The organism is Streptomyces sp. NPDC087440, from assembly GCF_044744005.1.
Classification (GTDB): domain Bacteria; phylum Actinomycetota; class Actinomycetes; order Streptomycetales; family Streptomycetaceae; genus Streptomyces.
The window spans coordinates 1-25603 of sequence record NZ_JBIUXN010000011.1 but is presented as its reverse complement, the minus strand read 5'-3'; the positions used below and the strand labels follow the sequence as shown (position 1 = coordinate 25603).

Here is a 25603-nt window from a genome sequence, read left to right as displayed (position 1 = left end):
CCACACGTACGACGTCGATCACGGACCCGACGTCCGACCCAGGACTTACGGCACGGAGGCCCCGCACATGGACTGGCTCGTTTCCCTCGCGAAGTTCCTCGTCAACGAGATCCTCAGCCAACCCGCCTACCTCATCGGCATCATCACCGCCGTCGGCCTGATCGCCCTGCGCAAGTCCACGGGGCAGGTCGTCGGCGGCGCCATCAAGGCGACGCTGGGCTTCCTGCTGATCGGTGCCGGTGCGGGACTCGTCGTCAACTCCCTGGCCCCACTGGGCGAGATGATCCAGGGCTCGACCGGCGCGCACGGCGTCATCCCCACCAACGAGGCCATCGTCGGCATCGCCCAGGCCCAGTTCGGGGCGAGAGTGGCCTGGCTGATGATCGTGGGCTTCGCGGTCAGCCTGCTGCTGGCCCGCTTCACACCCCTGCGGTACGTGTTCCTGACCGGCCACCACATGCTCTTCATGGCGACCCTCCTGACCATGGTCCTCGCCACCGCGGGCCAGGGTTCGGTCGCCGTCGTCATCGTCGGCGGCATCCTGCTCGGCATCCTCCTGGTCGCCCTGCCCGCCTTCGCACACCCCTGGACCAAACGCGTCACCGGCAACAACTCCGTCGCCATCGGCCACTTCGGCACCGCCGGATACATCACGGCCGGTGCGGCCGGCCAGCTCGTCGGCAGGCGCAGCCGCAGCACCGAGGAGATGAACCTCCCCGAGGGCCTGCGCTTCCTGCGCGACTCGATGGTCGCCACCGCCCTGTCCATGGTCCTCATCTACATGATCATGGCGGTGGTCTTCCTGGCGAAGGTCGGCCAGGACGTCGCCTTCAAGGCCTTCGGCGACGGTGCGGCCGCCACCGACGTCGGGAACTACCTGATGAAGTCCGTGATGCAGGGCCTCCAGTTCGGCATCGCCGTCGCCGTCATCCTCTTCGGCGTCCGCACGATCCTCGGCGAACTGGTCCCCGCCTTCCAGGGCATCGCCAACAAGCTCGTCCCCGGCGCGGTCCCCTCACTCGACGCGCCGATCGTCTTCCCGTACGCCCAGAACGCCGTCCTGATCGGCTTCATCTCCAGCTTCATCGGCGGCCTGATCAGCCTCGGCCTGCTCGCCTGGATCTTCAACCCGGCCTTCGGCCTCGCCCTGGTCCTGCCCGGCCTGGTCCCGCACTTCTTCACCGGCGGCGCGGCGGGCGTCTACGGCAACGCCACCGGCGGCCGCCGGGGAGCCGTCGTCGGCGCGTTCCTCAACGGCGTCCTCATCACCTTCCTGCCCGCCCTGCTCCTGAAGGTGCTGGGCGCGTTCGGCAAGGAGAACACCACCTTCGGCGACGCCGACTTCGGCTGGTTCGGCTCGATCATCGGCAATGTCGCCAAGATCGGCGGCGGCGGTGCGATCGCGCTGATGCTGCTGGTCGGCGTGGTCCTGCTGGGCGGCGCGATCGTCGTGCAGAAGCGGGTCGTGGAGACCGGCTGGGACCCGGGCGCCAAGCGCGACGCCGCCCTCGGCGTGCACGCCCGGGTGACGACCGAGGACCCGGTGGACACCGCCGTGCCCACCGGGACCCACGCGAAGATCGCCCCGCCGGCCGGAGCGCCGAACCCGCCGCCCCGGCCGTGACGAGGCTTGGCCCCTACACGGCGCGCCAGAGCGCGGGCACGTTCGGCGGCTCCCATCCGGCGCTCGCGGTGTGCGCCTGGAGACAGACGTAGGAACGGCCGCCGTACGTCACCCGGTCGCCCGCCTTGTACGCGGTCCCCGCCCGCCACGTCCCGGAGGGCGGCGGGGTGGTCGGCGGATCGGTCGGGCCCGGACCCTGCGGGACGTTCAGGACGAAGTCGTAACTGCCTTCCCTGGCGGGCCCGTTGGTGCGCATCGTCATCAGCAGGCGGGCGTCGAAGATGCTGTCGGTGTTGTTGCGCGGCTCGTTCGGGAAGTACAACTGCGTCGTCAGCACCGGCCGGTTCGGGGCCTGCACCTTGACGTGGATGTGCCGGGTGCGGCCCGGGTAGAGGCCCGGCACGATCGTCGTCAGGCTGAACGCGCCCTGGGCGTCGGTGAATTGATGGCCCCGGAAACGGAAGCCGGTGTTGTCGTACGCACCGTTGACGTCCGCCTGCCAGAAGTCCAGCAGGGCGTTCGCGATCGGACGACAGGCGAGCCCGAACACGTACCCCGTCACGGTCAGCCGGGTCCCCGGCGGGTTCCCGTCCAGGAGCGAGGTGCGCAGCGGCGAGTTCGGCTTGAAGTACGGGCCCTCGGTCTGCGCCGGAGTCGGGTCGTCCCCGTCGTCGCACGAGGGCGTCAGCGCGGGCGGTACGTCGCTGTCGCGCGCCGTCCTGGCCAGTGCGGGCACGCCCACCAGGGCGGTGGGCAGCGCCACCGAGGCAGCGAGGGCAGCCCGCAGCACGGTCTTGCGGGAGGGGCGGGACCCGGTCGGGTCGGGGGTGCCGGACTGCTCGGGGATGCCCGGCGGCTGGGGCTGGTCCATGGCGGGGACGCCTCCAAGTGGGGGAGCGGAAGGGGAGAGCCGGGGCCTGTGGGCAGGCCCCGGGACGCTCCGGGCGCGCTCCGGAAGTCCCTTCGAACCTAGGACGGCGACGCGGGGTGCGCGAGGGACGGGACGCGGTAGTCGTGGTGCATTGCACCGCTGCCGCGCCGGAAGGCGCCCGGGCTGATGCCGGTCTCGCGCCGGAAGTACCGGCAGAAGTACGCGGGGTCCGCGAAGCCGACCTCCGCCGCCACCTGACGTACCGTCAAGTCCGTTCGTACGAGAAGGCGCTTGGCCTCGTGGGTGCGGACCTCGCGGACCAGCTGGCCGGGGGTGCGGCCGGTGGTCTGCTTCACCGCCTCGTTGAGGTAGCCCACGGTCACCCCGATCCGGCGGGCGCAGGACCGTACCTCCCACACCTCGGGGTCCGGCAGGGCCAGCAGCCGTACGAACTCCTGCGTGACCAGGGCGGGGCGGCCCGTCGGATCGGCCGTCGCAGGGACGGTGCCCGCCAGCCGGGACGCCCGCACGATCAGCACATGCAGATAGGCCCGCAGGACGGAGGCGAACCCCTCCTGCCCCGCCCGGTACTCGCGCTCCAGCTCCGCGACCAGCCGGGCGAACGCCGGGGCGTCGTCGCCGGCGGGACTGAACCAGGGCCGTTCGCCGAGCGCGCGCAGCAGGTCGCGGTCGCCGGGATGGTCGAGCAGGAAGTCCTCGGTGAAGAGGACGACCCGGCCCTGGAGATCGGTGGCGTTCTCCCAGTAGTGCACCTGACCGGGCACGACGAAGCACAGGTGCGGCGGGCGCAGCTCCCAGCGCGAGAGGTCGATGACGTGCGCGCCGTGCCCGCTGGTGACGAAGACGATCTCGTAGAAGGTGTGGCGGTGCGGGAAGGAGGCCCGGGAGAGCGCGCCGATGCTGTCGAACGAGCCGATGGCGAAGGGGAGTTGCTGCGGGGCGGGCACCTCCAGGCGGTGCAGCGGAACGGCTCTCTCCACAGTCTCCATGGGTGCTGCACTCTCCCTTTCCGGGGTCCCTTCCCGGGGCCTGCAACTGGTCCGGACCAATGCACGATGTCATGCGGAACCGGTCGGCGACAGGGCGAGTACCCTCGCCGGAACATGCCGAGACCCATCCGGCGGGCCGTCGGCTCCGAACACCCCGAGAGGGCCCACTCACCGGAAGCGGAGGCGGACATGCGAACCCGAGGGGCGAGCGAACGGGAACGTGCCGAGGGGCGGGGGCCCGCACCCGAGGGGGCCGTGCTGCTCCTGCACGGCGGGCGCGCGGACGGCCTGGAACCGCCGCCGCCGCTGAACCTGCCCGGCCGCAGGATGGTCCCCTTCGGGCGTGCGATCGGTCGGGCGGCGGGGGCGCGCCCGCTGGCGCTGCGTACGGCTGTCTACCGGCACCGGGGCTGGAACGGCAGCCGTGCCGATCCCGTGCCCGACGCGCTGCGTGCGCTGGACGCGCTGGTCGACGAGGCCGGGCCGGTGCCTGTTGTTCTGGTGGGGCACTCCATGGGGGGCCGGGCGGCGCTGCGGGTCGCCGGTCACCCGCGGGTGGTGGGGGTGGTCGGGCTGGCTCCGTGGTGTCCGGCGGGCGAGCCGGTCGAGCAGCTCGCGGGCCGCGACGTCGTGCTCCTGCACGGTGACCGGGACCGTACGACGAGCCCTCGGGGGACGCGTGAGTTGGCGGCGCGGGCGCGGGGGGCCGGGGCGCGGGCCTGCTTCGTCGGTGTCGGGGGTGGGGATCACGCGATGCTGCGGAGGGCGGGGGAGTGGCATGGGGCGGCGGCGGTGCTCGTGGCCGGGATGCTGGGGTTCTCCGCGTTGCCGGGGGCGGTGTCGGCGGCGCTCGCAGGGGGCGGTGACGGCGCTCTCCGCATCGAAGATGTCCGGTAGCGGGGGCTGGGCGGGGGGCACCCGGGTGGGCCGGTAGCGGGAGGGGCCGCCTCCTTGCCCGCCCGTCCCGCCCCCCGGGGGGAGAGGAGAGGGGCTACTCCGCCACGGGCCTCGGGGCTGAGCGGGGGTGGCGTTGCTTCGGGCCGCGGCCCTCCAGCCTCGCCAGCTCCACGTTGAACTGGGCTCCCACCAGCAGGGACAGGTTCGCGAACCACACCCACACCAGGAACACCACGATCCCCGCCAGCGACCCGTACAAACGGCTGTAGCTCGCGATGTGCGTCGTGTAGAACGCGAACCCGGCCGACGCCGTCAGCCACAGCACCGCCGCCAGCACACCGCCCGGCAGCCCTCTGCGCACACCCCGGGCCACCGACGGCCCGGTGTGGAACAGGATCATGATCAGCAGTGCCACGAGGAAGCCGAGCACGGGCCACTTCAGCCCTGACCACACCGCCTCCCCGACGTCCCCCATCCCCAGTTTGTCCGCCAGCCCCCGCGCCATCGGCCCCGTGATCACCAGCGCCGCCGCACTCGTCAGCAGCACCAGCAGCAGGCACGCCGCCGTCACCACGATCAGGTGCGCCTTGCGCAATGCCGGGCGGACGTCCCGGACGTGATGCATGGCGTGCATGGCCCGCCGGAACACCGCGAGATAGCTGGACGCCGACCACAGGGCGCTCACCGTTCCCGTGACCATCAGCAGCCACACCGCGGAGTTCCCGTGGACCGCGTCCTCCAGCGCCTGGCGCAGCGCGTTGCTGGACTCCGCCGGGGCCACCGACGCGATGTCGTCGATGAGGGACTGCGTCGCGTCCGGATTGGCGAGGCCGATGAGCGTGACCGTGATCAGCAGCGACGGCAGCAGCGCCAGGATCGCGTAGTAGGTGAGCGCCGCGGCCCAGTCGGACACGTCGTCATTCCACACGGACACCGGGGTGCGGCGCAGCGCGGTGCGGTAGCGGGCCAGCACGCCCGGGGCGGGAGGCGGACCGCTCCGATCGGTCTGCGGTGGGGTGGGCTCACTCGGCATGGCGGTACTTCCGTGGGTCGATCGGGTGTCGGCTGCGCCTACCTTCTCACCCGTTGTCGCGCTTCTCCCCATCTGGTGCGGTACGTCAGAGGGAACGGGTGTTCTCGTCGTATGCCCGGGAACGGGCCGCCGACTCCTCGCCCGACGTCTCGCCCGACTCCTCGTCCCCCGCGCCTCCGCGTGCAGCCTTCCGCGCCTCCGCGCGCAGCGCGATCCCGGTGGCCAGCGCGCCGACGCCCTCCCAGATCCCCACCCCGAGGAACCCGGCCGGAGCCCGGCCCGTGACCACGGCCAGCGTGAAGACCGTGAAGGTGAGCAGCCGGAACGGCACCGTCCAGCGGAAGAAGGCCCGCCAGTCGGCGAGCGCGGCCAGCACGTAGTACACGCCCATGTTCACCGCGGCCATGGAGGAGGCCGTCAGGAACATCAGGGTGTGGTCCCCGGCAGCCCGCTGCCCGTCCGGTATCGGCGCGAAGCCCATCAACGCCAGCTGGGCGTCGGGGGCGACGAGCCCCACGACGCCCAGCGCGGTGGCCAGCAGACCGAAGACCGCCATGGTCCAGCCGGAGGAGGAACGGGGCAGCCGTACGGAGAGGTTCACGGAATTCCTTGAGGAAGGCGGGGCGAAAGGGGGCGGCGGCGGAGCCGGCCGACGGAACAGTTGATCACTGAATCGTCCCCCTCACCACCCCCAACCCGCCTACCGGCTGCGGAACTTCAGCGAAACCTCCTTCGACGCGTTGCCGTACGCGTCCACCGCCACCACCTTCGCCGCGTACCGCGTGCCCGCCGGAGCCTTCGGCAGCGGGATGTCCAGGGCGTTGGGCAGCGGCGCGTAGTAGTACTCGGCGAGCACCTTCGCGGAGACGGCGTTCGCCCCGGTCGACTCGTCCGTCACCTCGACCCGGTAGTGGTGCACCATCTGGTCGTCCCGGGCCTGCGCGATGCGCAGCGCCGTCGCACCCTTGGCGTCCCGTACCGCCGACAGCGGGTGGCGGCCGGTGAAGGCCGGGGCCACCTTGTTCCGGTTGGCCGTGGTGTACGTGAAGTTCTCCTTGATCTCCTGCGCGGTGCGGCCCTTGAGCCGGAGCGTCCAGGACTTCCCGCTGAGCGTGCCCGCGCTCGCGTACGGCGGCTGCCAGTCCGAGGACCACTTCCCGCCGGTGTAGATGTCGTGTTTGTCGGCGGCCATGTTCACGCGCGCGATCTCGGTGCGGTCCTTGTAGACCTCGACGAACAGGGCCTGCGAGGTCGGCGACTCGAAGCGGCTCGCGAGGCCCTCCGCGGTGACGGCCTGGTAGCCGTGGTCCATCTCCACGTACGACATCGACCCGTCGTTGACGGCCGTGAAGTCCTTCTGGTGCACGGAGCGGTCGTCGTTGAGGTTGAGGTGCGAGTGCCCGGAGAAGAACACGGCCTGCGGGAAGGCGCTCAGGTCGGCGGTCAGCTTCGGGTTGGAGGCCTGCTGACCGTCCATCACCGTGTTCGGTGCGGGCCGGTGCCCCTGGATCAGGACGGGCGTGTTCGGGCTCTTCGCGGTCAGCTCGGCCAGCCGCCGCTTGAGCCAACTCTGCTGCTCCGTACTGGAGTTGTACGTCTCGGTGTTGAGCGTGAGCAGCGGCACCCCGTTGACCGAGGACTCGTAGAAGCCGCCGCCCGCGTCCGGGAACCAGGACCGGGGGTAGTGCGTGCGGATCTGGGCGAGGGAGTCGTCGTGGTTGCCGTTGGAGAGCAGGACCTGGGTGCCGGTCATGCCCTTGCGCTCCAGGTTCTCCTGGAAGATGCGGGCCACGATCTTGTGGTCGGGGCCCTTCCCGTCCCCGTTGTCGTTGATCATGTCGCCGTTGGAGAGGATCGCGTCGGGCTTCGGGAAGACGGAGTCGATGGTGTCGAAGAAGCTGGCCCACTTCGTGGTGTTCTTCGCGTAGTCGCCGATGTGCACGTCCGACATGACGACGAGGCGGGCGACCGGCTTCTCGGCGCCCTTGATCAGGAAGCCCTGGGACACCGGGACGCTGGCCCGCGCGCCGCGGAAGGCGACGGCCGTGACGTTGGTGTCCTTCGTGATCCGCACCGACGTGCCGGGCACGTACAGGCGGCTGCCGCGCGTGGGCGTCGTCCCGTCCAGCGTGTAACGCACGACCGCGCCGCGTTCCGCCCGGAAGGCGAGCGGCACGGCCCGCTCGTACCGGCCGCCGGGCGTCACGAGGGTGGGCGGGGCGAGGACCTGCGCCGCCGGGGCCGTGGCCGAGGGGGCGGCGGCCGTCGGCGCGAGGAGTGCGGCCGATGCGGTGGCGATCACGAGCGGGGTGAATCTCATGGGGGCTGCCTTGTCTGTCGTCGGGCGGGGGGCGTGCGTCCGCGCATGCATCCGTCTGTCCGTGCGGAACAGCGGCGACAGTAGGGGGGAAGATCCAGTCGCCGGGGCGCAATGAGTAACGCATACATGGCAGATGCATGAACACCCTGCCGAGTGCCCCGCCGAGCACCCCGCAGCCCCGCACGGCCCGCCCGCCCCTCCCGCCCCGGGGGAATTCGCTGGCGGGCGGCCCCGGCCCGTGTTCCAGTACGCCCATGAACCTCGACGCAGTACGCGAACTCTTCGACACCGAGATGCGCCGCGAAGCCCCCGGCGAGCGCCTGGGCCCCGACGCCGGGCACGTCGTCCGGCACGCCGGCGGCGCACAGGGCTGGAACGCCGTCCTGTGGTCCGACCTCACCGAGGACACCGCGGACGCGGTCATCGCCGAGCAGGTCCGGTACTTCTCCGCCCTCGGCCTGGAGTTCGAGTGGAAGCACTACTCGCACGACCGCCCCGAGGACCTCCCGCAGCGGCTCCTCGCCGCAGGGTTCCTCCCGGAGGGGCCGGAGGCCGTGATGGTCGCCGAGGCGGCCGGGCTCGGCACGGAGCCGGTGCTCCCCGACGGGGTGCGGCTCGTCGAGGTCACCGACAAGGCGGGCGTCGACCTGATGGTCCGGGCCCACGAACTCGCCTTCGACGAGGACTCGACGCGCATCGGCGCCCAGGTGCTGGCCCGCCTCACCGAGGCCCCGGACACCCTCTCCGTGGTCGTCGCGATGGCCGGGGACGAGCCGGTGAGCGCCGCGCGCGCCGAATTCGACCCCGGTACGCAGTTCGCGACCCTGTGGGGCGGCGGCACCGCACCCGAGTGGCGCGGCAAGGGCATCTACCGCGCCCTCGTCGCCCACCGCTCCCGCACCGCGGTCGCCCGCGGCTACCGCTACGTCCAGTCGGACGCCGTGCTGGACACCAGCCGCCCGATCCTCCAGCGGCTCGGCTTCGCCCAGCTCAGCATCACGACTCCGTACAACTACACCCCCGCCCAAGGCGGCTGACCAGGCGTCAGCGCACCTTGTCGAAGAAGGCCCGTACGTCGGCGGCGAGCGCGAGAGGCAGTTCCATCGCCAGGAAGTGACCCGACTCCGGGTTGCTCTCCGGCCAGTGGACGATCTTGTTGCCGCGCTCGGCGACGCTCCGCAGCGGCGCGTACCCGGCGTACACACCGCTGGGCACCGCGGACTGCCCCCGGGGCCAGCGGAACTCGCTGCTCTCGTACATGAACCACGACGAGGTGCCGGAGGTCTCGGTCAGCCAGTACAGGGTCGCGTTGGTGAGCAACAGCTCCCGGTCGATGGACTGCTCTGGGAGCTCGGTCCTGAAGGAGAACTCCTTGAACTTCTGCAACAGCCAGGCGAGTTGACCGGCGGGCGAGTCGTTCCACCCGTGACTGAAGGTCTGGGGTGCGGCCCGCAGCAGGGAGTGGTGGTCGACGCCGCCGCCCATCCACTGCTGCATCATGTCGTACGCCCCGCGCTCCTCCGGCGTCAGGTCCGGCAGGTCCTCCTTGTTCGGGAAGCCGAGCCCGGCCTCGACGTGGACGCCGACGACCCGGTCGGGGGCCACGGCGGCGACCGCGGGAGCCAGATAGGCGCCGAGGTCGCCGCCCTGCGTGCCGTACCGCTCGTACCCGAGCCGGTCCATCAGCGCGGCCCAGGCCCGCGCCACCCGCTCCACGTTCCAGCCCGTACCGACGGGTGCCGAGGAGAACCCGAAGCCGGGCGGCGACGGGACGACCACGTGGAACGCCTGCGAGGCCGAACCGCCGTGCGCCACCGGGTCGGTGAGCGGGCCGATCAGGTCGGTGAACTCCACGAAGGAGTTCGGCCAGCCGTGCGCCAGCAGCAGCGGCAGCGCGTCCGGCTCCGCCGACCTGATGTGCAGGAAGTGGATGTCCTGCCCGTCGATCTCCGTCATGAACTGCGGGAACTCGTTCAGCCGCGCCTCGTGCCGCCGCCAGTCGTAGCCGTCCCGCCAGTACGCGGCCATGCTCTGGAGGTACTCCACCGGCACGCCGCGCTCCCAGCCCTCGCCGGGCAGCTGCGGGGCCCAGCGGGTGCGGGCCAGCCGGTCCCGCAGGTCGTCGAGGTCGGCCTGCGGGACGTCGATGCGGAAGGGGCGGATCTCGGGCGTGCCAGGGGCCTCGGTGGTCATCGAACTCCTCCGTGCGGTGCGGCGGTTGATGTCCCCGACCCTAGGTGGCATGTAGGCCAGTAAACGGCCCACATGCCACATCCGCTGTCAGTGGCGGGAGTTCACGCGGTGGCGATCGCCGGGTCGCTCACCCCCGCCGCGCCCGTCTCCACGTGCCCGGCGAACCTCCGCAGGAACGCGCTGTCCGTGCCCGAGGTGACCGTCAGGTCGTACCAGCGCTTCCCGGCCCGTACGTCCACGGTCCGCTCGACCTTCCCGCCCGCGGGCACGGTGAAGGAACTGCGTCCCCCGCCATAGGCGTTGACGACCGTGAGGCGGCAGGCGGCCTTGCTCGCGTTGGTCGCCGTCAGGACGAGCTGACCGCCCCCGCCGGTGGAGTGACGTACCGTCACCTCGGGGCCGGTCGTGCTGTTCGTACCGCGGAAGGTGCGCAGGAATCCGTTGGGGCCGAACACCGACAGGTCGTAACTCCCCTGGGAGTACTTCGCGTTCCAGGTGTCCGCGACCGACGCGCCCGCCCCTGCGGTGTACGTCCACGGCCCGTCGGTGCGGTTCGCCGACGTCACGTGGAAGCCCGCACCCGCCGCGCCGCCACCGCTCATCGTCAGCGTGAACTTCCCCGCCGCCGCGTCCACCGCCCCGTCGACGTACGGCGCGTACCGCAGCGGGCGCGAGGGTCGTGAGCCACGCTCCTGCTTGGGCAGGGTGCCCGCCGCCGGGGGCTTGGGCACGTAGCTGTCGTGCCGCTCCTTGTCCGGCGGCTCGTAGGCGTCGGTGTCCGGCAGCGCCGCCGGGTCACTGTCGTGCAGCCGGAAGTCGAAGGCGGAGGTCAGGTCGCCGCAGACGGCCCGGCGCCACGGCGAGATGTTCGGCTCGCTCACCCCGAAGCGCTTCTCCATGAACCGGATCACCGAGGTGTGGTCGAAGGTCTCCGAGCACACGTAACCACCCGTGCTCCACGGCGACACCACCAGCATCGGCACCCGCTGGCCCAGCCCGTACGCGCCCGCCGCGTAGCCGATGTTGCCCTTGAAGTAGTCCAGGCCCGTGTCCACCGTCGACTTGCCCTGCGCGGCCGAGGACGGCGGGTACGGCGGCACGACGTGGTCGAAGTAGCCGTCGTTCTCGTCGTACGTGATGAACAGCGCGGTCTTCGCCCACACCTCCGGGTTCGACGTCAGCGCGTCCAGCACCTTCGAGATGTACCAAGCGCCGTAGTTCGCGGGCCAGTTGGGGTGCTCGCTGAACGCCTCGGGAGCCGCGATCCAGGAGATCTGCGGCAGCTTCCCGGCCTTCACGTCGGCGGTCAGCAGGTCGAAGTAGCCGTCGCCGTTCTTGACGTTCGTGCCCGTGCGGGCCTTGTCGTAGAGCGGGTCGCCGGGCTTGGCGTTGCGGTACTTGTTGAAGTACAGCAGGGAGTTGTCGCCGTAGTTGCCCCGGTAGGCGTCGTCGATCCAGCCCCACTTGCCCTTCGCGTCCAGGCCGTCGCCGACGTCCTGGTAGATCTTCCAGGACACCCCGGCCTTCTCCAGCCGCTCCGGGTACGTCGTCCAGTCGTACCCCGCCTCCTCGTTGCCCAGCACCGGACCACCGCCCTTGCCGTCGTTGCCGACGTGCCCGGACCACAGGTAGTACCGGTTGGGGTCGGTGGCCCCGATGAACGAGCAGTGGTACGCGTCGCACACGGTGAACGCGTCGGCCAGCGCGTAGTGGAAGGGGATGTCCTGCCGGTTCAGATGTGCCATCGTGCCCGCCGACTTCGCGGGTATCCAGCGGTCGTACGAGCCGTTGTTGAACGCCCGGTGACCGCCCGCCCAGTCGTGGTTGAGGCCCGCGATGAACTGCATCCCGAGGTCGTCCGCGTCCGGGTGGTACGGCAGGACCTCCTTGGCCCCGTCCGGCTGGTGGAAGACGGACTTCAGGCCGTGCGGCACCACCGGGCGCGGGTCGCCGAAGCCCCGGACGCCCTTCATCGCGCCGAAGTAGTGGTCGAACGACCGGTTCTCCTGCATCAGCACCACGATGTGCTCGATGTCCTTGATGCTGCCGGTGCGCCGGGCGGCCGGGATCGCGGCGGCCCGGTCGATGGAGCCGGACAGTGCCGCGAAACCGGCGGTGGCGCCCGCGATCTGGAGGAAGCGGCGACGGTTCACCGCGGCGGACGGGGCGGGGACTGCAGAGGCGTGAGGGACTTCAGGGACTTCGGACATGGGTGCGCAACCTCATCGTGGGGGATCAGAAGCAAACGGAATGTTCCAAGAACGATCAGCAAAAGGGAAGGGGGCGACGAGAGGGACAGCAGGGGCAAGACCCTCTGGAGGGAGGGGTTCCGGGCCTGGTGGATGATCAATAGCCTGGGGCGACAAGCCCGTTGCCGCACCGCCGACCGTTGCCGCAACCGCCCCCGCCGCCGAAGGAGCCCTCCCGTGACCGCAGTCGACGAGATCCCCGACATCCTCTCGCCCGAGTTCGCCGCCGACCCCTACCCCGTGTACCGGGCCATGCGCGAGCACGCGCCGCTGATCTGGCACGAGCCCATGCAGAGCTGGATAGTCTCCCGCTACGAGGACGTGGAGCGGATCTTCAAGGACAAGGAGGGCCAGTTCACCACCGACAACTACGACTGGCAGCTCGAACCGGTCCACGGAAAGACGATCCTCCAGCTCAGCGGCCGTGAGCACTCGGTGCGCCGCGCCCTGGTCGCCCCCGCCTTCCGCGGCAGGGACCTCCAGGAGACCTTCGTTCCGGTCATCGAACGCAACGCCCGTGAACTGATCGACTCCTTCCGGGAAACGGGCGAGGTCGACCTGGTGGACGCCTTCGCCACCCGCTTCCCGGTCAACGTCATCGCCGACATGCTCGGCCTCGACAAGGGCGACCACACCAAGTTCCACGGCTGGTACACCAGCGTCATCGCCTTCCTCGGCAACCTCGCGGGCGACCCCGAGATCGCGGCGGCCGGTGAGCGCACCCGCGTCGAGTTCGCCGAGTACATGATCCCGGTCATCCAGGAGCGCCGGAACAACCTCGGCGACGACCTGCTCTCGGCCCTCTGCACCGCCGAGGTCGACGGCGTCCGCATGAGCGACGAGGACATCAAGGCCTTCTGCAGCCTGCTCCTCGCGGCGGGCGGCGAGACCACCGACAAGGCGATAGCCGCGATCTTCGCCAACCTCCTGGCCCACCCGGAGCAGCTGGCGGCCGTCCAGAAGGACCGCACCCTCATCGACCGCGCCTTCGCGGAGACCCTGCGGTACACCCCGCCGGTCCACATGATCATGCGGCAGACCGCCGTCGACGTGGAGGTCACCGGCGGCACCGTCCCGGCGGGCGCCACCGTCACCTGCCTCATCGGCTCCGCCAACCGCGACGAGCGCCGCTACGCCGACCCCGACACCTTCGACATCTTCCGCGCCGACCTGAACGCCACCAACGCGTTCTCCGCCGCCGCCGACCACCTGGCCTTCGCGCTCGGCCGGCACTTCTGCGTCGGCGCGCTGCTCGCCCGCGCCGAGATCCAGATCGGCGTCGGCCAGCTCCTGGACGCCATGCCCGACGTCCGCCTCAAGGAGGGCGCGGCGACCGTCGAGAAGGGCGTGTTCACCCGCGGCCCGGAAGCGGTGCCGGTCACTTTCACGCCCGTACGGTAGAGGCTTCGGCGGCCGGGGCAGCGGCGGGCCCCGGCCGCGCGGGCCCGCACCCGGGCCGGCCGCGCAGCCCGCATTCGGGCCGGACCGCGCAGCCCGCACCCGGCCGCGCGGGCCCGCCCCGACTTCGTACCGGAGCAACGGGAGCAACCGCAGAACCGGCCTACCTGGCCACCGGCGTGAACGACACCGGGAGCGCCGCCAGCCCCCGCATCCAGATCGAAGGACGCCAGGTCAGCGACTCGGCCGGAACCGACAGCATCACGTCCGGCAGCCGCTCCAGCAGCGTCTCGATCGCGGTGCGCGCCATCACGTCCGCCAGCTGCGGCGCCGGGTACGGACACCGGTGCTCGCCGTTGCTGAACGACAGGTGCGCCGAGTTTCCCTCCGCACCCACATGCCCCTGCGGCCATATCTGCGGGTCCGTGTTCGCGGCCGCGAGCCCCAGCACCAGGCAGTCGCCCGCCCTGATCCTGCGCCCGCCGAGCTGCGTGTCGCGCACCGCCCACCGGCCGATGAAGTTCTGCGTCGGGGTGTCCCGCCACAGGATCTCGGTCAGTGCCTCGCCCACCGAAAGACGCCCGCCCGACACGTTCAGCGCGAACCGGTCGTCGGTGAGCAGCAGCCGCAGCGTGTTGCAGATCCAGTTCGCCGTCGGCTGCTGGGCCGCCGCGATGATCGAGATCAGGTCCTGCACGATCTCCTCGTCCGCGAGCCCCGCCGGATGGTGCAGCATCCGCGACGTCACATCGGGCCCGGGCGCCGCCCGCTTGTCCTTCACCAGCTGCTGGATGCGCTCCTGCACCCGTACGTACGCGGCGACCGGATCGTCACCCTCCGCCGCGTCCAGCGACACCCGCAGATCGTGCACCAGATCCGCCGTGTCCATGGACCCGGCGGGCATCCCGCACATCTGCACCGCCGCCCGCATCGGCAGCGCGTGCGCGTACGCGCTCATCAGCTCGGCCTGCCCGCTGCCCTCGAACGCGTCGATCAGCTCGTCCGCGATCAGCCGGCAGTCGTGCCCCAGCTCGAACTGGTCCACCGCCTCCAGCGCCTCACTGATCACCCCGGCCCGCCGCTCGTGCTCCGCACCCTCGGTGAACAGCACCGACGGCTGATAGCCGACGAAGGGCAGCAGCGGCCAGTCCGCCGGAATGTTCGGCCACTGGTTCCAGCGCCGCGAGTCCCGCGCGAACAGTTCGTCATGGCCGGTGACGTAGCTGACCTCCGGATACCCGAGCACCAGCCACGCCGGAACGTCCCCGTCCAGCAGTACGGGAGCGACCGCCCCGTGCTCCCGGCGCAGCCCCCGGTACAGCTCGGCTGGGGTCTGCTGATACTCCAGGCCGCCGAGCCGTACGGCCTCGGCGTGTGCGGGGCAGCCTTCGGTGCTGCTGCTCATGTGGTCAACTCCCGTGCCAGGGCGAGGCGGTAGAGATGGTCGACGAGCGTGGTCAGCACGGCCTTGCCCGAGGACCGCACCCGCGCGTCGCAGGAGATCATGGGGACGGTGTCGGACAGGGCGAGCGCCTGCCGGATCTCCTCCAGCGAGAAGTGCGCCCCGTCGTCGAACCGGTTCACCGCCACGATGAACGGCGTCCGGTGGTGCTCCAGCCGGTCGATGGCGTACCAGGAGTCCGCCATCCGCCGCGTGTCCACCAGCACCACCGCACCCAGCGTCCCCGCGAACAGCCGGTCCCACAGGAACCAGAACCGCTCCTGCCCGGGGGCCCCGAACAGGTACAGCACCATCTGCTCGTTGAGCGTGATCCGCCCGAAGTCGAAGGCGACCGTGGTCGTCGTCTTGTCGGAGGTGAGCGACAGGTCGTCGACGCCCGCGCCCGCCTGCGTCATGTGCTCCTCGGTGTTCAGCGGCCGGATCTCGCTGACGGACTTCACCAGCGTGGTCTTGCCGACGCCGAACCCGCCGACGATCACGATCTTCAGCCCGGTGTCGGCGGCGTCGCCGAGCGGGGTGCGCTCCGGGGCTTCTTCAGAGATTGCGGAGTCCATGCAGCACCCCCAACAACAGTTCGGACTCGGGCAATTGGGAGACGGATGCCGCCGCTCGGGGGCGGCGGGCGGTGATCGACCCGGCGGACAGGAGATCCTCCAGCAGGATGCGTACGACGGTGATCGGCAGCCCCAGATGGGCGGCGATCTCCACGACGGCGGCGGGATGGCGGCAGAGTTCGAGGATGCGGACGTGCTCCGACGGCATGCCGGGCGCCGGTTCCCGCTCACTGACCACCAGGGTGACCAGATCGAAGACCATGCTGTCCGGCTCCGTACGGCCGCCGGTGACGGTGTAGAGACGGTCCGGGGAACCGGTGTCGACGGGCGGCCGGCTCATGACCGGCTGCCGTCAGGGGACGGTTGACCGGGAGACGGCTGCCGGGGATCGGCCCGCAGATGGTCGCCGATCTGCTCGACCAGCTCGCTCATGTGGTGCCCGATCATCCCCGGGTCCGCCCCGGCCGCCGCCACCACCGCGAGGTGGGCGCCCTGCCCGGCCTCCACGATCAGCAGCAGCCCGCCGGGGAACTCCGTCATCAGGTGCATCACCCCGCCCGACCCGTCGCCGAACTCGACGGACGCGCCGTGCGCGAGCGACTGCATGCCGGACGCGATCGCCGAGAGCTGGTCGGCCTGGTCGAGCGTGAGGTGACTGCTGCGGCAGAGCTTCAGCCCGTCGCGGGAGAGCACGAGGGCGTGGCGGGAACCGGGGGTGCGCTCCAGGAGGTTGTCCAGGAGCCAGGTGAGGCTGTTGTCAGTGGTCTGCACGGTGGTCATGGGCCGCAGGGGGAGGGCGGCCCGTGCCTCCAATCGGGGGAGAGGGAAGGGGAGTTGCTCGACGTTGCGCGATGCGACCGGATTCGACCGGATTCGAACGGGGTTACTCGGCGGGCGGGGCCTGCCGCTTCTGCGAGCGGTGGAACGCGCCGAACCGGGCCCCGGCGTCGGGACGCGGCGGCCTGTCCGGCGCCTCGGGCTGCCCGGGCAGCGGGGGAGCGGGCCGGGCGGCGGGGGCCTCGTCGGCGTCCAGCCGCTTGCGGTCGGCGGCCTCCATGGTCCGGCCGCGGGGGCGTACGGGGAGGCCGTTGGGGGTGGAGGTGCCGGGGTCCTCCGGCGCGGGCCGCTGCGGCTCACGTACCGGAAGCTCCTGGTCCTGTACCGGCGCCACCTGCTCCCGTACGGACGGCTCCTGCGGTACGGGCGCCTCCGGCGACGCGGCCGGACGCGGCAGATCCACCGGAGCCGAAGCCGGAGCCGGGGCCTGCGGCACGGTCTGCGCCGCAGCCGGGGCGCTGCGCTGCTGCGCCAGCAACTGCGGCGGCAGCAGGACGACGACACCCGTGCCACCGCGCGAGGACGGCCGGTAGTTCACCGAGATCCCGTACTTCGCGGCCAGCACACCCACCACGGCCAGGCCGAGCCGGGTGCCCTGGAGGGAGGCCAGGTCGTTGGACTGCCCGGACACCGAGGCGACCGCGCGGCGCATCGCGGCAGGCGCCATGCACAGCCCGCTGTCCTCGACCGTCACCACCAGCCCCGAGGTGCTCTCCTCGACGTACACATGGACCTCGTTGACCGGCGGCGAGAAGTTCGTCGCGTTGTCCATCAGCTCGGCCAGCAGGTGCATCACGCCCTCGGCGGCGAACCCGGCGATCGCGGCCGTCGACGTCGAATGCAGCCGCACCCGGCGGTAGTCGCTGATCCGCCCCACCGCGCCACGGAGAATCGACTCCATCACGATCGGCTTGTTCCACGCCCGGCTGGACCGGCCGCCCATCAGCAGCGCCAGACGGTCCGTCAGCAACCCCAACTGCGATGTCGTGTGGTCGAGTTGCAGCAGATCACCGAACACCTCCCCGCCGTACTTGTCCTGCATTCCGCGCAGGTCGGCGAGTATCCGCAGCGTTTTGGCCTGCACCCGGCCGAGCCCTGTCGCACTGGCCGCCTGCGCGGCGACGGCACGCCGCTCGCTGTCCGCGAAGTCGCGTACGGTCCGCTCCAGGAGACCGCGCAGCCGGGGATCGGCGGGCAGCGGAAGGGCGGCGAGCACGGTCTCCGCCGACGCGCCCGTGCGCAGCCGGGAGATTGCCTCCGGCAGCACGGTCGCCGCCAGCCGCTCGACGTCGCCGAGGGTGTGCTCGGCCTGCGCACGTCCCGACTCGGCGGCGGCGGTCCGGGCGTGCAGATCGCCGAAACGGGCGGCGACCGTGTGCAGCAACTGCGCCAACTGCGGATCGGCGGGCCGCTGCACGCTGTGCAACGCGGCCTCCGGAGCCGCACCGTCGTGCAGCCGCTTCGCCACCTCCGGCAGTGACACGTTGAGCAGATGTGCGGTCTCCCCGGCCCGGCGCAGCGCCTCCTGCCGCAGTACGTCGCTCTCCTCACGCGCCCGCTCGGCGGCCAACCCGGCCCGGCGCGTCAGGGCCCCGGCCACGGCGACCGCCACGACCACGCACACCCCGGCGACGACGGCCGCCCCCAGCACCCAGCTCCGTGCGGCCCCGGGCGCGGCGGCCACCGCGCCGCCGCCCACCGCCGCGACGACGACCAGGCTCACCAAGGGCGCCGCCCAGGGCGGGCGCCTCCGCGGGCCGGGGCGCGGACGGGGGACGGGGGACGATGTCATGGCGCGGGTCCTCTGACGTGGATGCGGCGGCGAACGGGGCTGGAACCCGTCCCGTGCCGTACGAACGGACAGCCGGAAAGCGGAAGTTGAATCTCCTGCTCCACTCTTCCGACCCTGGCCATGCTAGCCACGCGACATCACCTGCGAACACCGCCCCGACAACTCGTCCGAATCCCCTCGCCCCTGGCCGATCACCTACCCGGGGCCCCGGGCGGCCACCTGCGCCCAGGCGGGCATAGGCTCGCCCCACCGCGCCGGGGGAGCCCCGCGCCGTACGGAGGGGGAGCCCCGTGAAGATCGTCATCCCCGGCGGAACGGGCCAGGTCGGGGCGGTGCTCGACCGTGCGCTGACCGGGGCCGGACACGAGGTCGTCATCCTCACCCGCACTCCGACGCGCGCCCGCCAGGTCGCCTGGGACGGCCGCACCCAGGGCCCCTGGGCCCAGGAGATCGACGGCAGCGACGTCGTCATCAACCTCGCGGGCCGCAGTGTGAGCTGCCGCTACACCGACGCCAACCTCCGGGCGATGATGGACTCCCGCGTCCACTCCACCGAGGCGGTCGGCGAGGCGATCGCCAACGCGTCCCGACCCCCCTCCCTCTGGCTCCAGATGAGCACCGCCACCCTCTACGCCCACCGCTACGACGCCCCGCACGACGAGACGACCGGCGTCGTCGGCGGCACGGAACCGGACGTCCCCGCGTACTGGGAGTACAGCGTCCGCATCGCCAGGAACTGGGAGCGAGCCCAGGAGCAGGCCACCACCCCGCACACCCGCAAGGTCGCCCTGCGCGCCGCGATGGTGATGAGCCCGGACGCCGGAGGCGTCTTCGACGTCCTGCACAGGATGGTCCGCCTGGGCCTGGGCGGACCGGTGGCGGGCGGGGCCCAGTACCTCTCCTGGATCCACGACGACGACTTCGTCCGCGCCGTCGCCTTCCTCATCGACCGCCCCGACCTCTCGGGCCCCTTCAACCTGGCCGCTCCCAACCCGCTCCCGCACCGCGCCTTCATGCGCGCCCTGCGCAGGGCGGCGGGCGTCCCGATCGGCCTGCCCGCCACACGCCGGATGGCCGAACTGGGCGCCTTCGCGCTCCGCACGGACACCGAACTCCTCCTCAAGAGCCGCCGCGTGATCCCCGGCCGCCTCCTCACCGAGGGCTTCACCTTCACCCACCCCGAATGGGGAACCGCCGCCCGCAACCTCACCACCCGATCCCGCACCCGCTGACCCAGTGAGGGGCGCGGGGAACTGCGCGACCAGCCACGACCCACCCGCAGGGAACCCTCCACCAAGCCGCGCGGCGAGCGCTCTAGGCGGAGGATGGGGTCTCCCCTGCTCGAACGAAGTTGAGAGCTTGGGGAAGGGGCAGGGGCCTCTCTGCCCAAGCGGGACGGACCCGAACACCCCCGGCACCGGTAAGCGAGCACTCCCACCCCACCCCCCAACCCCCAAGGCCCCCCATGAATCTCCGCTGCGCCCTCCTCCACGACTACCAATCCACCGCCCTCACCTCCACCGACTGGACCCCCCTCACCCCCGACGTCGACCTCGTCCCCCTCCCCACCCCCCTCTCCACCGAAGACGAACTCGCCGCCGCCCTCGCCGACTTCGACATCGTCGTCACCCTCCGCGAGCGCGTCCCCTTCCCCGCCTCCCTCCTCGCCCGCCTCCCGCGCCTGCGCCTCCTCGTCGCCTCCGGCATGCGCAACTCCGTCATCGACTTCGACGCCGCCGAGAAGCACGGCATCACCGTCTGCGGCACCTCCAGCGCCCCCACCCCGCCCGTCGAACTCACCTGGGCCCTCCTCCTGGGCCTCGCCCGAGGCCTGGTCACCGAGGCGGACAACCTCCGCACCAACGGCCCCTGGCAGTCCACCGTCGGCGCCGACCTGCACGGCCGCCGCCTCGGCCTCGTCGGCCTCGGCAAGATCGGCACGCGTGTCGCCGCCGTCGCCAACGCCTTCGGCATGGACGTGACCGCCTGGAGCCAGAACCTCACCGAGGAACGCGCCACCACCGCCGGCGCCACCTTCGCCCCCAGCCTCGAAGACCTCCTCACCACCAGCGACTTCGTCTCCCTGCACCTCGTCCTCGGCGACCGCACCCGAGGCCTGCTCGGCGCCCCCGAACTCGCCCTCCTCAAGCCCACCGCGTACCTGATCAACACCTCCCGCGCAGGCCTCGTCGACCAGGACGCCCTCCTCGCCGCCCTGCACGCGGGCACCTTCGCCGGAGCCGCCGTCGACGTCTTCGACACCGAACCCCTCCCCGCCGACCACCCCTTCCGCACGGCCCCCCGCCTCCTGGCCACCCCGCACCTCGGCTACGTCACCCAGTCCAACTACGCCACCTACTACGGCCAGGCGGTCGAGAACATCCGCGCCCACCTCGACGGCCACACCCTCCGCCGGATCGGCGGCGCCCCGTGATCGAGCAACCCACACCCCAGACCCGAGCCGTCCTCGACCTCCTCCACCGCGTCCTCGACCCCACCCCCGGCCTGACCGGCGTCTACCTCCACGGCTCCGCCGTCCAGGGCGGCCTGCGCCCGCACAGCGACCTCGACCTCCTGGCCGTACTCGACAACCCGACCGCGCCCAGGCGGTGGTCCTCGCGTACGAGACGGGCCTGGTCACCCCGGGCGAGTTCGGCTGACCCCCTACCCACAGGCCCTGCACCCGTCGGCCCCGCACCCACTCACCCCGCCCCACCCCGCCCCGCCCCGAACGAGGACACTGACCCCATGGCCGCCCCCAGCCCCTCCCCGGCAGAAGCCCCCTTCGCTCCGGCGACCGGCGACGGCCCGCTGCCCGCGGAAGCCCCGGACCGGCGCGCCGCCACCGTCCGCACCGCCTTCGAAGGCCTCCTCCAGATCCGCCGCCTCACCCAGGACTCGGAGGCCGTGCCCGCCGCCTGGGAGCTGCGCAAGCTCACCAACGCCGTCGCCCTCGCCCTGGAGGCCGCCCCCTTCACCCCCTCCGCGACCGACGCCGAGGGCCACCGCACCGCCACCGGCTACCGGGTTAGCCCCGGTGCGGAGCCGCAGACCGTCGCCGTGGAATGGCTCGGCCCGGCCGGCAGCGGCGCCGCCGCCGAGGAACGCGACCGGCTCACCCGGTGCGCCGAGGTCCTGACCGGCCTCGGCTGGGACGCCCTGCTGTACCGGGGCCCGCGCCGCCGCTGGTGCGCCGAGGTCCGCCCGCCGCACGGCACCCGCTGACGAGAAAGGCCCCGGCCGACCCCCACAGGGGGTGACCGGGGCCTCGCCCGTCACTCACTCACGTACACATCCGAAGGCTCAGCCGACCGGCGTGGGCGCGGCACTCTTGCTGCCGCCGTCCTGGCCCTCGTCCTTGGCCAGCTTGTCCTTCACCACAGCGTCCGCAGGAACAGCAGCGGCGTCGCCAGCCTCCGCCGTGCCCGCCTCCTCCGCGAGCCGCTCCATGCCGCTCGTGGTCTTCAGCGGCTTCTCCTTGATGAAGACGACCGCCACCAGCGCGAGTGCCGCGAACGGCGCCGCCAGCAGGAAGAGGTCGGCGGTGGCCAGACCGTACGCGTTCTCCACGATGTCGCGGAGCGGCGCGGGCAGCTTGGCCATGTCGGGCACGGAACCGCTGTCGCCGCCCGCCGGAACAGGCATGCCGGCGGCCTTCATGCCGTTCGCCATCTCGGTCGCGACCCGGCTCGCCAGCACCGCGCCCAGCGCGCTGGTGCCGATCGTGCCGCCCATGCTGCGGAAGAACGACAGCACGGAGGTCGCCGCGCCCAGCTCGGTGGCGGGAACGTCGTTCTGCGCGGCCAGCACCAGGTTCTGCATGAGCATGCCGACGCCGATGCCGAGGACGGCCATGTAGACGCTGAGCAGCCCGAAGTGGGTGTCCGCGTCGATGGTCGCCAGCAGCCCCAGACCGGCGGTCATGATGACCGCGCCCGCGACCAGGTACGCCTTCCACTTGCCGGTCTTGCTGATGATCTGGCCCGCCACGGTGGACGACACCAGCAGACCCAGGATCATCGGCAGGCTCATCAGCCCCGCCACCGTCGGCGACTTGCCGAGCGCGATCTGGAAGTACTGCGACAGGAACACGGTGCCGCCGAACATGGCCACACCGACGAGCAGGCTCGCGACCGTGGTCAGGGTGACCGTGCGGTTGCGGAAGATGGTCAGCGGAATGATCGGCTCCGGCACCCGCGCCTCGACGAACACCGCGGCGACCAGCAGCAGCACACCGCCACCGGTCAGCGCGGCCGTCTGCCAGGAGGCCCAGTCGAACTGGTGGCCCGCGAGCGAGGTCCAGATCAGCAGCGCGCAGACGCCCGCCACGATCAGGAACGCACCCAGGAAGTCGATCTTCACATCACGGCGTACGGTCGGCAGCTTCAGCGTGCGCTGCAACAGCACGATCCCGAGCAGCGCGAACGGAACACCGATGAAGAAGCACCAGCGCCACCCCAGCCACGACGTGTCCACCAGCACTCCGCCGATCAGCGGCCCGGCGACCGTGCCGACCGCGAAGACGGCACCGAAGATGCCCGCGTACTTGCCGAGCTGACGCGGCGGGATGATCGCCGCCATGACGACCTGGGCGAGCGCGGTGAGCCCACCGGCGCCGATGCCCTGCACGACCCGGCTGAAGATCAGCAGCCCGACCTCGTGCGAGAACCCGGCCAGCAGCGAGCCGACCACGAACATGCCGAGCGACAGCTGCAGCAGCAGCTTCTTGTTGTAGAGGTCCGAGAGCTTGCCCCACAGGGGGACGGTCGCCGTCATGGCGAGCAGCTCGGAGGTGACGACCCAGGTGTACGACGACTGGCTGGCGCCGAGGTCGGCGATGATCCGGGGGAGTGCGTTGGCCACGACCGTGCCCGCCAGGATGGCGACGAACATGCCGGCCATCAGCCCGGACATGGCCTGGAGTATCTGCTTGTGGTTCATGGAGGTGGGCGCCTGGTCAGGCGCCGCTGTTGCGCTCACGGTGTCCTTCTTGGGAGTCGATCCGGAGATCGGGCAGGAACAAACTCAAGGGGTACGGCAGGGGGCCGGCGTTCGTGCGGTGGTGCCGCGGCGCCTCAGGAGCCCGCGGCGGGGGCGTCGAGGCCGGAGACCAGGTGGTCGAAGGCCTCCCGGAACACGTCGATGAAGGCGACGTCCGGTGTGCGCTGGACCCAGTCCTCGATCGAGACCCGGATCGCCGTGGTCGCGACGGCGGCCGCAAGCCGGGGATAGAGCCCGACGGGCTCGCCCGGCACACCCCCCAACCTCACGGCAACCGCCGCGGCCAGCTCCTGCTCCTCGGCCATGTGGGCCCCCAGCCCACGGACGAGGAGGTGCGGAGAACGCTGGAAGACCTTGGCCCGCAGGCTCCAGATCTCGTGACGCTCCTCGACGTCCACCAACTCCGCCGCGAACGCCTCCCGCAGCACGTCGAGCACGGGCAGCGCGGCGGGCGCATCGCGCACCGCACGCCTGACCCGCTCGCCGACTTCCGGGTCGACCATCAGGAAAGCGTCGTCGTGACTGTCGAAGTAGTTGAAGAACGTGCGCGGCGAGACGCCCGCCGCACTGCTGATCGCCTCGACGGTGACGTTCTCCGCCCCGTGCTCGGCAGCCAGCCGCACCGCCGCATCGGCCAGCGCCGCCCGAGTCGCCTGCTTCTTGCGCTCTCGGAGACCGGGTACGCCGTCCTTGTTCTTCACATGTTGCAGACTACGCAAAGATGCAGACCCTGCAAAATTAATATCCTCCGTGCTCCACGTGCCGAGCGGGTCCGTATCTTGTGCGTCCTGGGCGCGAAGGTCGCCCTCATGTTTCGGGGGTCGGGTGGACATCGCAGATCACGCCACGCGGGACCGGGGTCTTCCGGTGAAGTACCTCCTGGTTCAGGAGGACGAAGACGGAGTGGAACGTCTCTGGGGGAGGTGCTCGGGTGCGGAAGGCCTCTTCGTCGACCCGACCCCGCTTCCACGAGAGGTCCTCACCCTCCGCGGATGCCGTCCCGACGGTCTCCTGAGCGACGTCTTGGCTGAGGCCGACGGCTCGCCACGGAGCCTGGGTGACGTGTGCGTCGAGGTCTGGGACGGCGAGAAGCCCGTGCAGTGGTGGACTCTCGTCGATGCGGCCGTGGTGGCCCACCAGCCCCATTCGGTCGATCCGGAACGGTACGACATCGTGCTCGGCGCCGGCGTCAGGGCCGAGGGGGGCGACTCCGCGCTGCCTGCGACGCCGCACTTCGAGCTCTTCGCGGGAACGACGGCCGCCGCCGCGGCAGGCGCAGGCCGGTGCTCCGCCGTGGACGGCCTGTTCAGACCGCGAGTGGACCCCGCCCCTGTCGCGCTGGAGCTGATCGGCTGCGAGCCCGCCGAGCCGTTGCTCGCGGTGCTACGCCGCCCCGGTGGGGCGGAGCGGGACTGGGCCTGCCTTCTGGTTCTGGATCGCCATGGTGCCGTGATGGCCTCCCACAACGTGGGCCTGGCCGTCACTGAAGCGCGGCCGTCCGTACTCGGCGGCACGCTCGTCGACATCACCCTCACCGATGGCGGCGACGACAGGCCGTCCCCGGCAGCCCGCCCCGTCTGGGCGGAGTGGCATCAGGGCCCGCCGACAGAGCCCAATCTGTGGGCACCGTACGACGCGCAAGGCAGGGCCGCGTGGCTGGACCTCGCCACACGTGCCTGGCGGGTGCCTGCGCCCAGACCTGACCGGTCCGGTGGCGAGCACCATCTCGACGGCCGATTCGTCACGGACGTGCCCGGGCTGCACTGTGCGATTGCTGAGGCCCTGCTCGGGCCCGGCCGCTACTTCGGGCGAGAGTGGAACGCGCTCAAGGACTGCCTGGGCGGTGGCTTCGGAGTGGTTCCTCCTTTCACCTTGACCTGGCACGACTCAGAGATCGCACGCCGCGCGCTGGCGGACGTCGTGGAGGATCCGGAAGACGGACTCTCCTACTTCGAGGACGTCGTGCAGCTCCTCGAACGATGCGGCGTGACGGTTGTGCTCCGGGGAGCCCAGCAGTGCGCGGTCCTGCCCGTGCGGGAGGCGAGCGAGCCGTAGCGGGGGTTGACGGTCACAGGGGAGCCCCGTATAGTTCTTCGGGTTGTCCGATGTGAGTACCGGTTTCGACTGGCCCAGGACAGCCATTCCGCAGAACAAGATCACGACAACTTCGCGACGCCTGTCGCGCTGCTTTTCGTGCCCTTTTCTCGAAATGAGGAAGCCGCGGCCCTGATTTGGTTCGGGACGCAGGAATCCGCTAATGTCTCACTCGTCGGAACGGCCCAACAGCCGCAAAGACAACCCAAGTTCGACTGGGAATCAGGCCCGAAAGGATCTGATAGAGTCGGAACCGCCGGAAAGGGAA

Annotated in this window: 22 protein-coding genes; 8 read left to right on the top strand and 14 right to left on the bottom strand. The window is 71.3% G+C overall.

The features are described from left to right. Positions 1-67 precede the first annotated feature (67 nt). Positions 68-1624: a PTS ascorbate transporter subunit IIC gene (locus ACIO3O_RS21890; RefSeq protein WP_401748308.1), complete on the top strand. Its 1557-nt coding sequence runs from the start codon at positions 68-70 to the stop codon at positions 1622-1624. Positions 1625-1637: 13 nt separating this feature from the next. On the opposite strand, the gene ACIO3O_RS21885 is transcribed toward ACIO3O_RS21890, so the two are convergent. Both ACIO3O_RS21885 and ACIO3O_RS21880 read right to left on the bottom strand, forming a co-directional pair. Beyond that, entirely contained in the window at positions 1638-2495 is an 858-nt protein-coding gene (locus tag ACIO3O_RS21885; protein WP_401748307.1) for a carbohydrate-binding protein, read from the bottom strand. A gap of 98 nt (positions 2496-2593) precedes the next feature. Then, a complete protein-coding gene (locus ACIO3O_RS21880; RefSeq protein ID WP_401748306.1) occupies positions 2594-3505 on the bottom strand; it encodes an AraC family transcriptional regulator in 912 nt (303 codons plus the stop codon). 189 nt (positions 3506-3694) lie between these two features. Between ACIO3O_RS21880 and ACIO3O_RS21875 the strand changes: the two genes are divergently transcribed. Continuing rightward, positions 3695-4402: an alpha/beta hydrolase gene (locus ACIO3O_RS21875; protein ID WP_401748304.1), complete on the top strand. Its 708-nt coding sequence runs from the start codon at positions 3695-3697 to the stop codon at positions 4400-4402. A 94-nt stretch (positions 4403-4496) separates the two neighbouring features. Here ACIO3O_RS21875 and ACIO3O_RS21870 read toward each other — a convergent pair whose 3' ends face one another. From ACIO3O_RS21870 to ACIO3O_RS21860, 3 genes are all read right to left on the bottom strand, one after another. Next, entirely contained in the window at positions 4497-5435 is a 939-nt protein-coding gene (locus ACIO3O_RS21870; protein ID WP_401748302.1) for a YihY/virulence factor BrkB family protein, read from the bottom strand. A gap of 85 nt (positions 5436-5520) precedes the next feature. Beyond that, entirely contained in the window at positions 5521-5991 is a 471-nt protein-coding gene (locus ACIO3O_RS21865) for a hypothetical protein (RefSeq protein ID WP_401748700.1), read from the bottom strand. Positions 5992-6135: 144 nt separating this feature from the next. Next, complete coding sequence (locus ACIO3O_RS21860) at positions 6136-7755, bottom strand: metallophosphoesterase (RefSeq protein ID WP_401748300.1); 1620 nt, start codon at positions 7753-7755, stop codon at positions 6136-6138. A 254-nt stretch (positions 7756-8009) separates the two neighbouring features. On the opposite strand from ACIO3O_RS21860, the gene ACIO3O_RS21855 reads away from it, so the two are divergent. Beyond that, complete coding sequence (locus ACIO3O_RS21855; RefSeq protein ID WP_401748299.1) at positions 8010-8792, top strand: GNAT family N-acetyltransferase; 783 nt, start codon at positions 8010-8012, stop codon at positions 8790-8792. A gap of 7 nt (positions 8793-8799) precedes the next feature. On the opposite strand, the gene ACIO3O_RS21850 is transcribed toward ACIO3O_RS21855, so the two are convergent. Next, the gene (locus tag ACIO3O_RS21850) at positions 8800-9948 is read right to left on the bottom strand and encodes an epoxide hydrolase family protein (protein ID WP_401748297.1); all 1149 of its coding nucleotides are present in this window, start codon (positions 9946-9948) and stop codon (positions 8800-8802) included. 101 nt (positions 9949-10049) lie between these two features. Beyond that, positions 10050-12158 carry a phosphocholine-specific phospholipase C gene (locus ACIO3O_RS21845; RefSeq protein WP_401748295.1) on the bottom strand — a complete coding sequence of 703 codons (2109 nt, stop codon included), beginning with the start codon at positions 12156-12158 and terminating at the stop codon, positions 10050-10052. Positions 12159-12374: 216 nt separating this feature from the next. Here ACIO3O_RS21845 and ACIO3O_RS21840 point away from each other — a divergent pair, with 216 nt between their 5' ends. Then, positions 12375-13598, top strand: coding sequence for a cytochrome P450 (locus ACIO3O_RS21840; protein WP_401748293.1), 1224 nt, complete (start codon positions 12375-12377; stop codon positions 13596-13598). Between the two features lie 160 nt (positions 13599-13758). On the opposite strand, the gene ACIO3O_RS21835 is transcribed toward ACIO3O_RS21840, so the two are convergent. The 5 genes from ACIO3O_RS21835 to ACIO3O_RS21815 form a co-directional block, all read right to left on the bottom strand. Continuing rightward, complete coding sequence (locus ACIO3O_RS21835; protein WP_401748292.1) at positions 13759-15000, bottom strand: cytochrome P450; 1242 nt, start codon at positions 14998-15000, stop codon at positions 13759-13761. Further along, entirely contained in the window at positions 14997-15611 is a 615-nt protein-coding gene (locus ACIO3O_RS21830) for a GTP-binding protein (protein ID WP_401748290.1), read from the bottom strand. Before ACIO3O_RS21830 ends, ACIO3O_RS21835 begins: the two co-directional genes overlap by 4 nt. After that, positions 15592-15951 carry a DUF742 domain-containing protein gene (locus ACIO3O_RS21825; protein ID WP_401748289.1) on the bottom strand — a complete coding sequence of 120 codons (360 nt, stop codon included), beginning with the start codon at positions 15949-15951 and terminating at the stop codon, positions 15592-15594. Before ACIO3O_RS21825 ends, ACIO3O_RS21830 begins: the two co-directional genes overlap by 20 nt. Next, positions 15948-16382 (bottom strand): roadblock/LC7 domain-containing protein, encoded by a 435-nt coding sequence (locus ACIO3O_RS21820; RefSeq protein WP_401748699.1) that lies wholly within the window; start codon positions 16380-16382, stop codon positions 15948-15950. The genes ACIO3O_RS21825 and ACIO3O_RS21820 overlap by 4 nt, the downstream gene beginning before the upstream one ends. 112 nt (positions 16383-16494) lie before the next feature. After that, entirely contained in the window at positions 16495-18171 is a 1677-nt protein-coding gene (locus ACIO3O_RS21815) for an ATP-binding protein (protein WP_401748287.1), read from the bottom strand. 359 nt (positions 18172-18530) lie between these two features. Between ACIO3O_RS21815 and ACIO3O_RS21810 the strand changes: the two genes are divergently transcribed. The 3 genes from ACIO3O_RS21810 to ACIO3O_RS21800 all read left to right on the top strand — a co-directional run bounded on the left by ACIO3O_RS21810 (position 18531) and on the right by ACIO3O_RS21800 (position 21465). Continuing rightward, positions 18531-19472: a TIGR01777 family oxidoreductase gene (locus ACIO3O_RS21810; RefSeq protein WP_401748285.1), complete on the top strand. Its 942-nt coding sequence runs from the start codon at positions 18531-18533 to the stop codon at positions 19470-19472. A gap of 233 nt (positions 19473-19705) precedes the next feature. Then, positions 19706-20674, top strand: a complete 969-nt coding sequence (locus ACIO3O_RS21805; RefSeq protein WP_401748283.1) for a D-2-hydroxyacid dehydrogenase family protein — start codon at positions 19706-19708, stop codon at positions 20672-20674. Positions 20675-20988: 314 nt separating this feature from the next. Next, positions 20989-21465 carry a hypothetical protein gene (locus ACIO3O_RS21800; RefSeq protein ID WP_401748697.1) on the top strand — a complete coding sequence of 159 codons (477 nt, stop codon included), beginning with the start codon at positions 20989-20991 and terminating at the stop codon, positions 21463-21465. Positions 21466-21543: 78 nt separating this feature from the next. On the opposite strand, the gene ACIO3O_RS21795 is transcribed toward ACIO3O_RS21800, so the two are convergent. Together ACIO3O_RS21795 and ACIO3O_RS21790 are read right to left on the bottom strand one after the other, a co-directional pair. Next, positions 21544-23181 carry an MDR family MFS transporter gene (locus ACIO3O_RS21795; RefSeq protein WP_401748695.1) on the bottom strand — a complete coding sequence of 546 codons (1638 nt, stop codon included), beginning with the start codon at positions 23179-23181 and terminating at the stop codon, positions 21544-21546. Between the two features lie 134 nt (positions 23182-23315). After that, a complete protein-coding gene (locus tag ACIO3O_RS21790; protein ID WP_401748693.1) occupies positions 23316-23951 on the bottom strand; it encodes a TetR/AcrR family transcriptional regulator in 636 nt (211 codons plus the stop codon). Between the two features lie 352 nt (positions 23952-24303). Here ACIO3O_RS21790 and ACIO3O_RS21785 point away from each other — a divergent pair, with 352 nt between their 5' ends. Continuing rightward, positions 24304-25296 (top strand): barstar family protein, encoded by a 993-nt coding sequence (locus ACIO3O_RS21785; protein ID WP_401748280.1) that lies wholly within the window; start codon positions 24304-24306, stop codon positions 25294-25296. Positions 25297-25603: the final 307 nt, after the last annotated feature.

Coding starts and splice junctions, on each gene's coding strand:
- ACIO3O_RS21890 (WP_401748308.1), top strand. CDS start 68: ATGGACTGGCTCGTTTCCCTCGCGAAGTTCCTCGTCAACGAGATCCTC.
- ACIO3O_RS21885 (WP_401748307.1), bottom strand. CDS start 2,495: ATGGACCAGCCCCAGCCGCCGGGCATCCCCGAGCAGTCCGGCACCCCC.
- ACIO3O_RS21880 (WP_401748306.1), bottom strand. CDS start 3,505: ATGGAGACTGTGGAGAGAGCCGTTCCGCTGCACCGCCTGGAGGTGCCC.
- ACIO3O_RS21875 (WP_401748304.1), top strand. CDS start 3,695: ATGCGAACCCGAGGGGCGAGCGAACGGGAACGTGCCGAGGGGCGGGGG.
- ACIO3O_RS21870 (WP_401748302.1), bottom strand. CDS start 5,435: ATGCCGAGTGAGCCCACCCCACCGCAGACCGATCGGAGCGGTCCGCCT.
- ACIO3O_RS21865 (WP_401748700.1), bottom strand. CDS start 5,991: ATGGCGGTCTTCGGTCTGCTGGCCACCGCGCTGGGCGTCGTGGGGCTC.
- ACIO3O_RS21860 (WP_401748300.1), bottom strand. CDS start 7,755: ATGAGATTCACCCCGCTCGTGATCGCCACCGCATCGGCCGCACTCCTC.
- ACIO3O_RS21855 (WP_401748299.1), top strand. CDS start 8,010: ATGAACCTCGACGCAGTACGCGAACTCTTCGACACCGAGATGCGCCGC.
- ACIO3O_RS21850 (WP_401748297.1), bottom strand. CDS start 9,948: ATGACCACCGAGGCCCCTGGCACGCCCGAGATCCGCCCCTTCCGCATC.
- ACIO3O_RS21845 (WP_401748295.1), bottom strand. CDS start 12,158: ATGTCCGAAGTCCCTGAAGTCCCTCACGCCTCTGCAGTCCCCGCCCCG.
- ACIO3O_RS21835 (WP_401748292.1), bottom strand. CDS start 15,000: ATGAGCAGCAGCACCGAAGGCTGCCCCGCACACGCCGAGGCCGTACGG.
- ACIO3O_RS21830 (WP_401748290.1), bottom strand. CDS start 15,611: ATGGACTCCGCAATCTCTGAAGAAGCCCCGGAGCGCACCCCGCTCGGC.
- ACIO3O_RS21825 (WP_401748289.1), bottom strand. CDS start 15,951: ATGAGCCGGCCGCCCGTCGACACCGGTTCCCCGGACCGTCTCTACACC.
- ACIO3O_RS21805 (WP_401748283.1), top strand. CDS start 19,706: ATGAATCTCCGCTGCGCCCTCCTCCACGACTACCAATCCACCGCCCTC.
- ACIO3O_RS21800 (WP_401748697.1), top strand. CDS start 20,989: ATGGCCGCCCCCAGCCCCTCCCCGGCAGAAGCCCCCTTCGCTCCGGCG.
- ACIO3O_RS21795 (WP_401748695.1), bottom strand. CDS start 23,181: ATGAACCACAAGCAGATACTCCAGGCCATGTCCGGGCTGATGGCCGGC.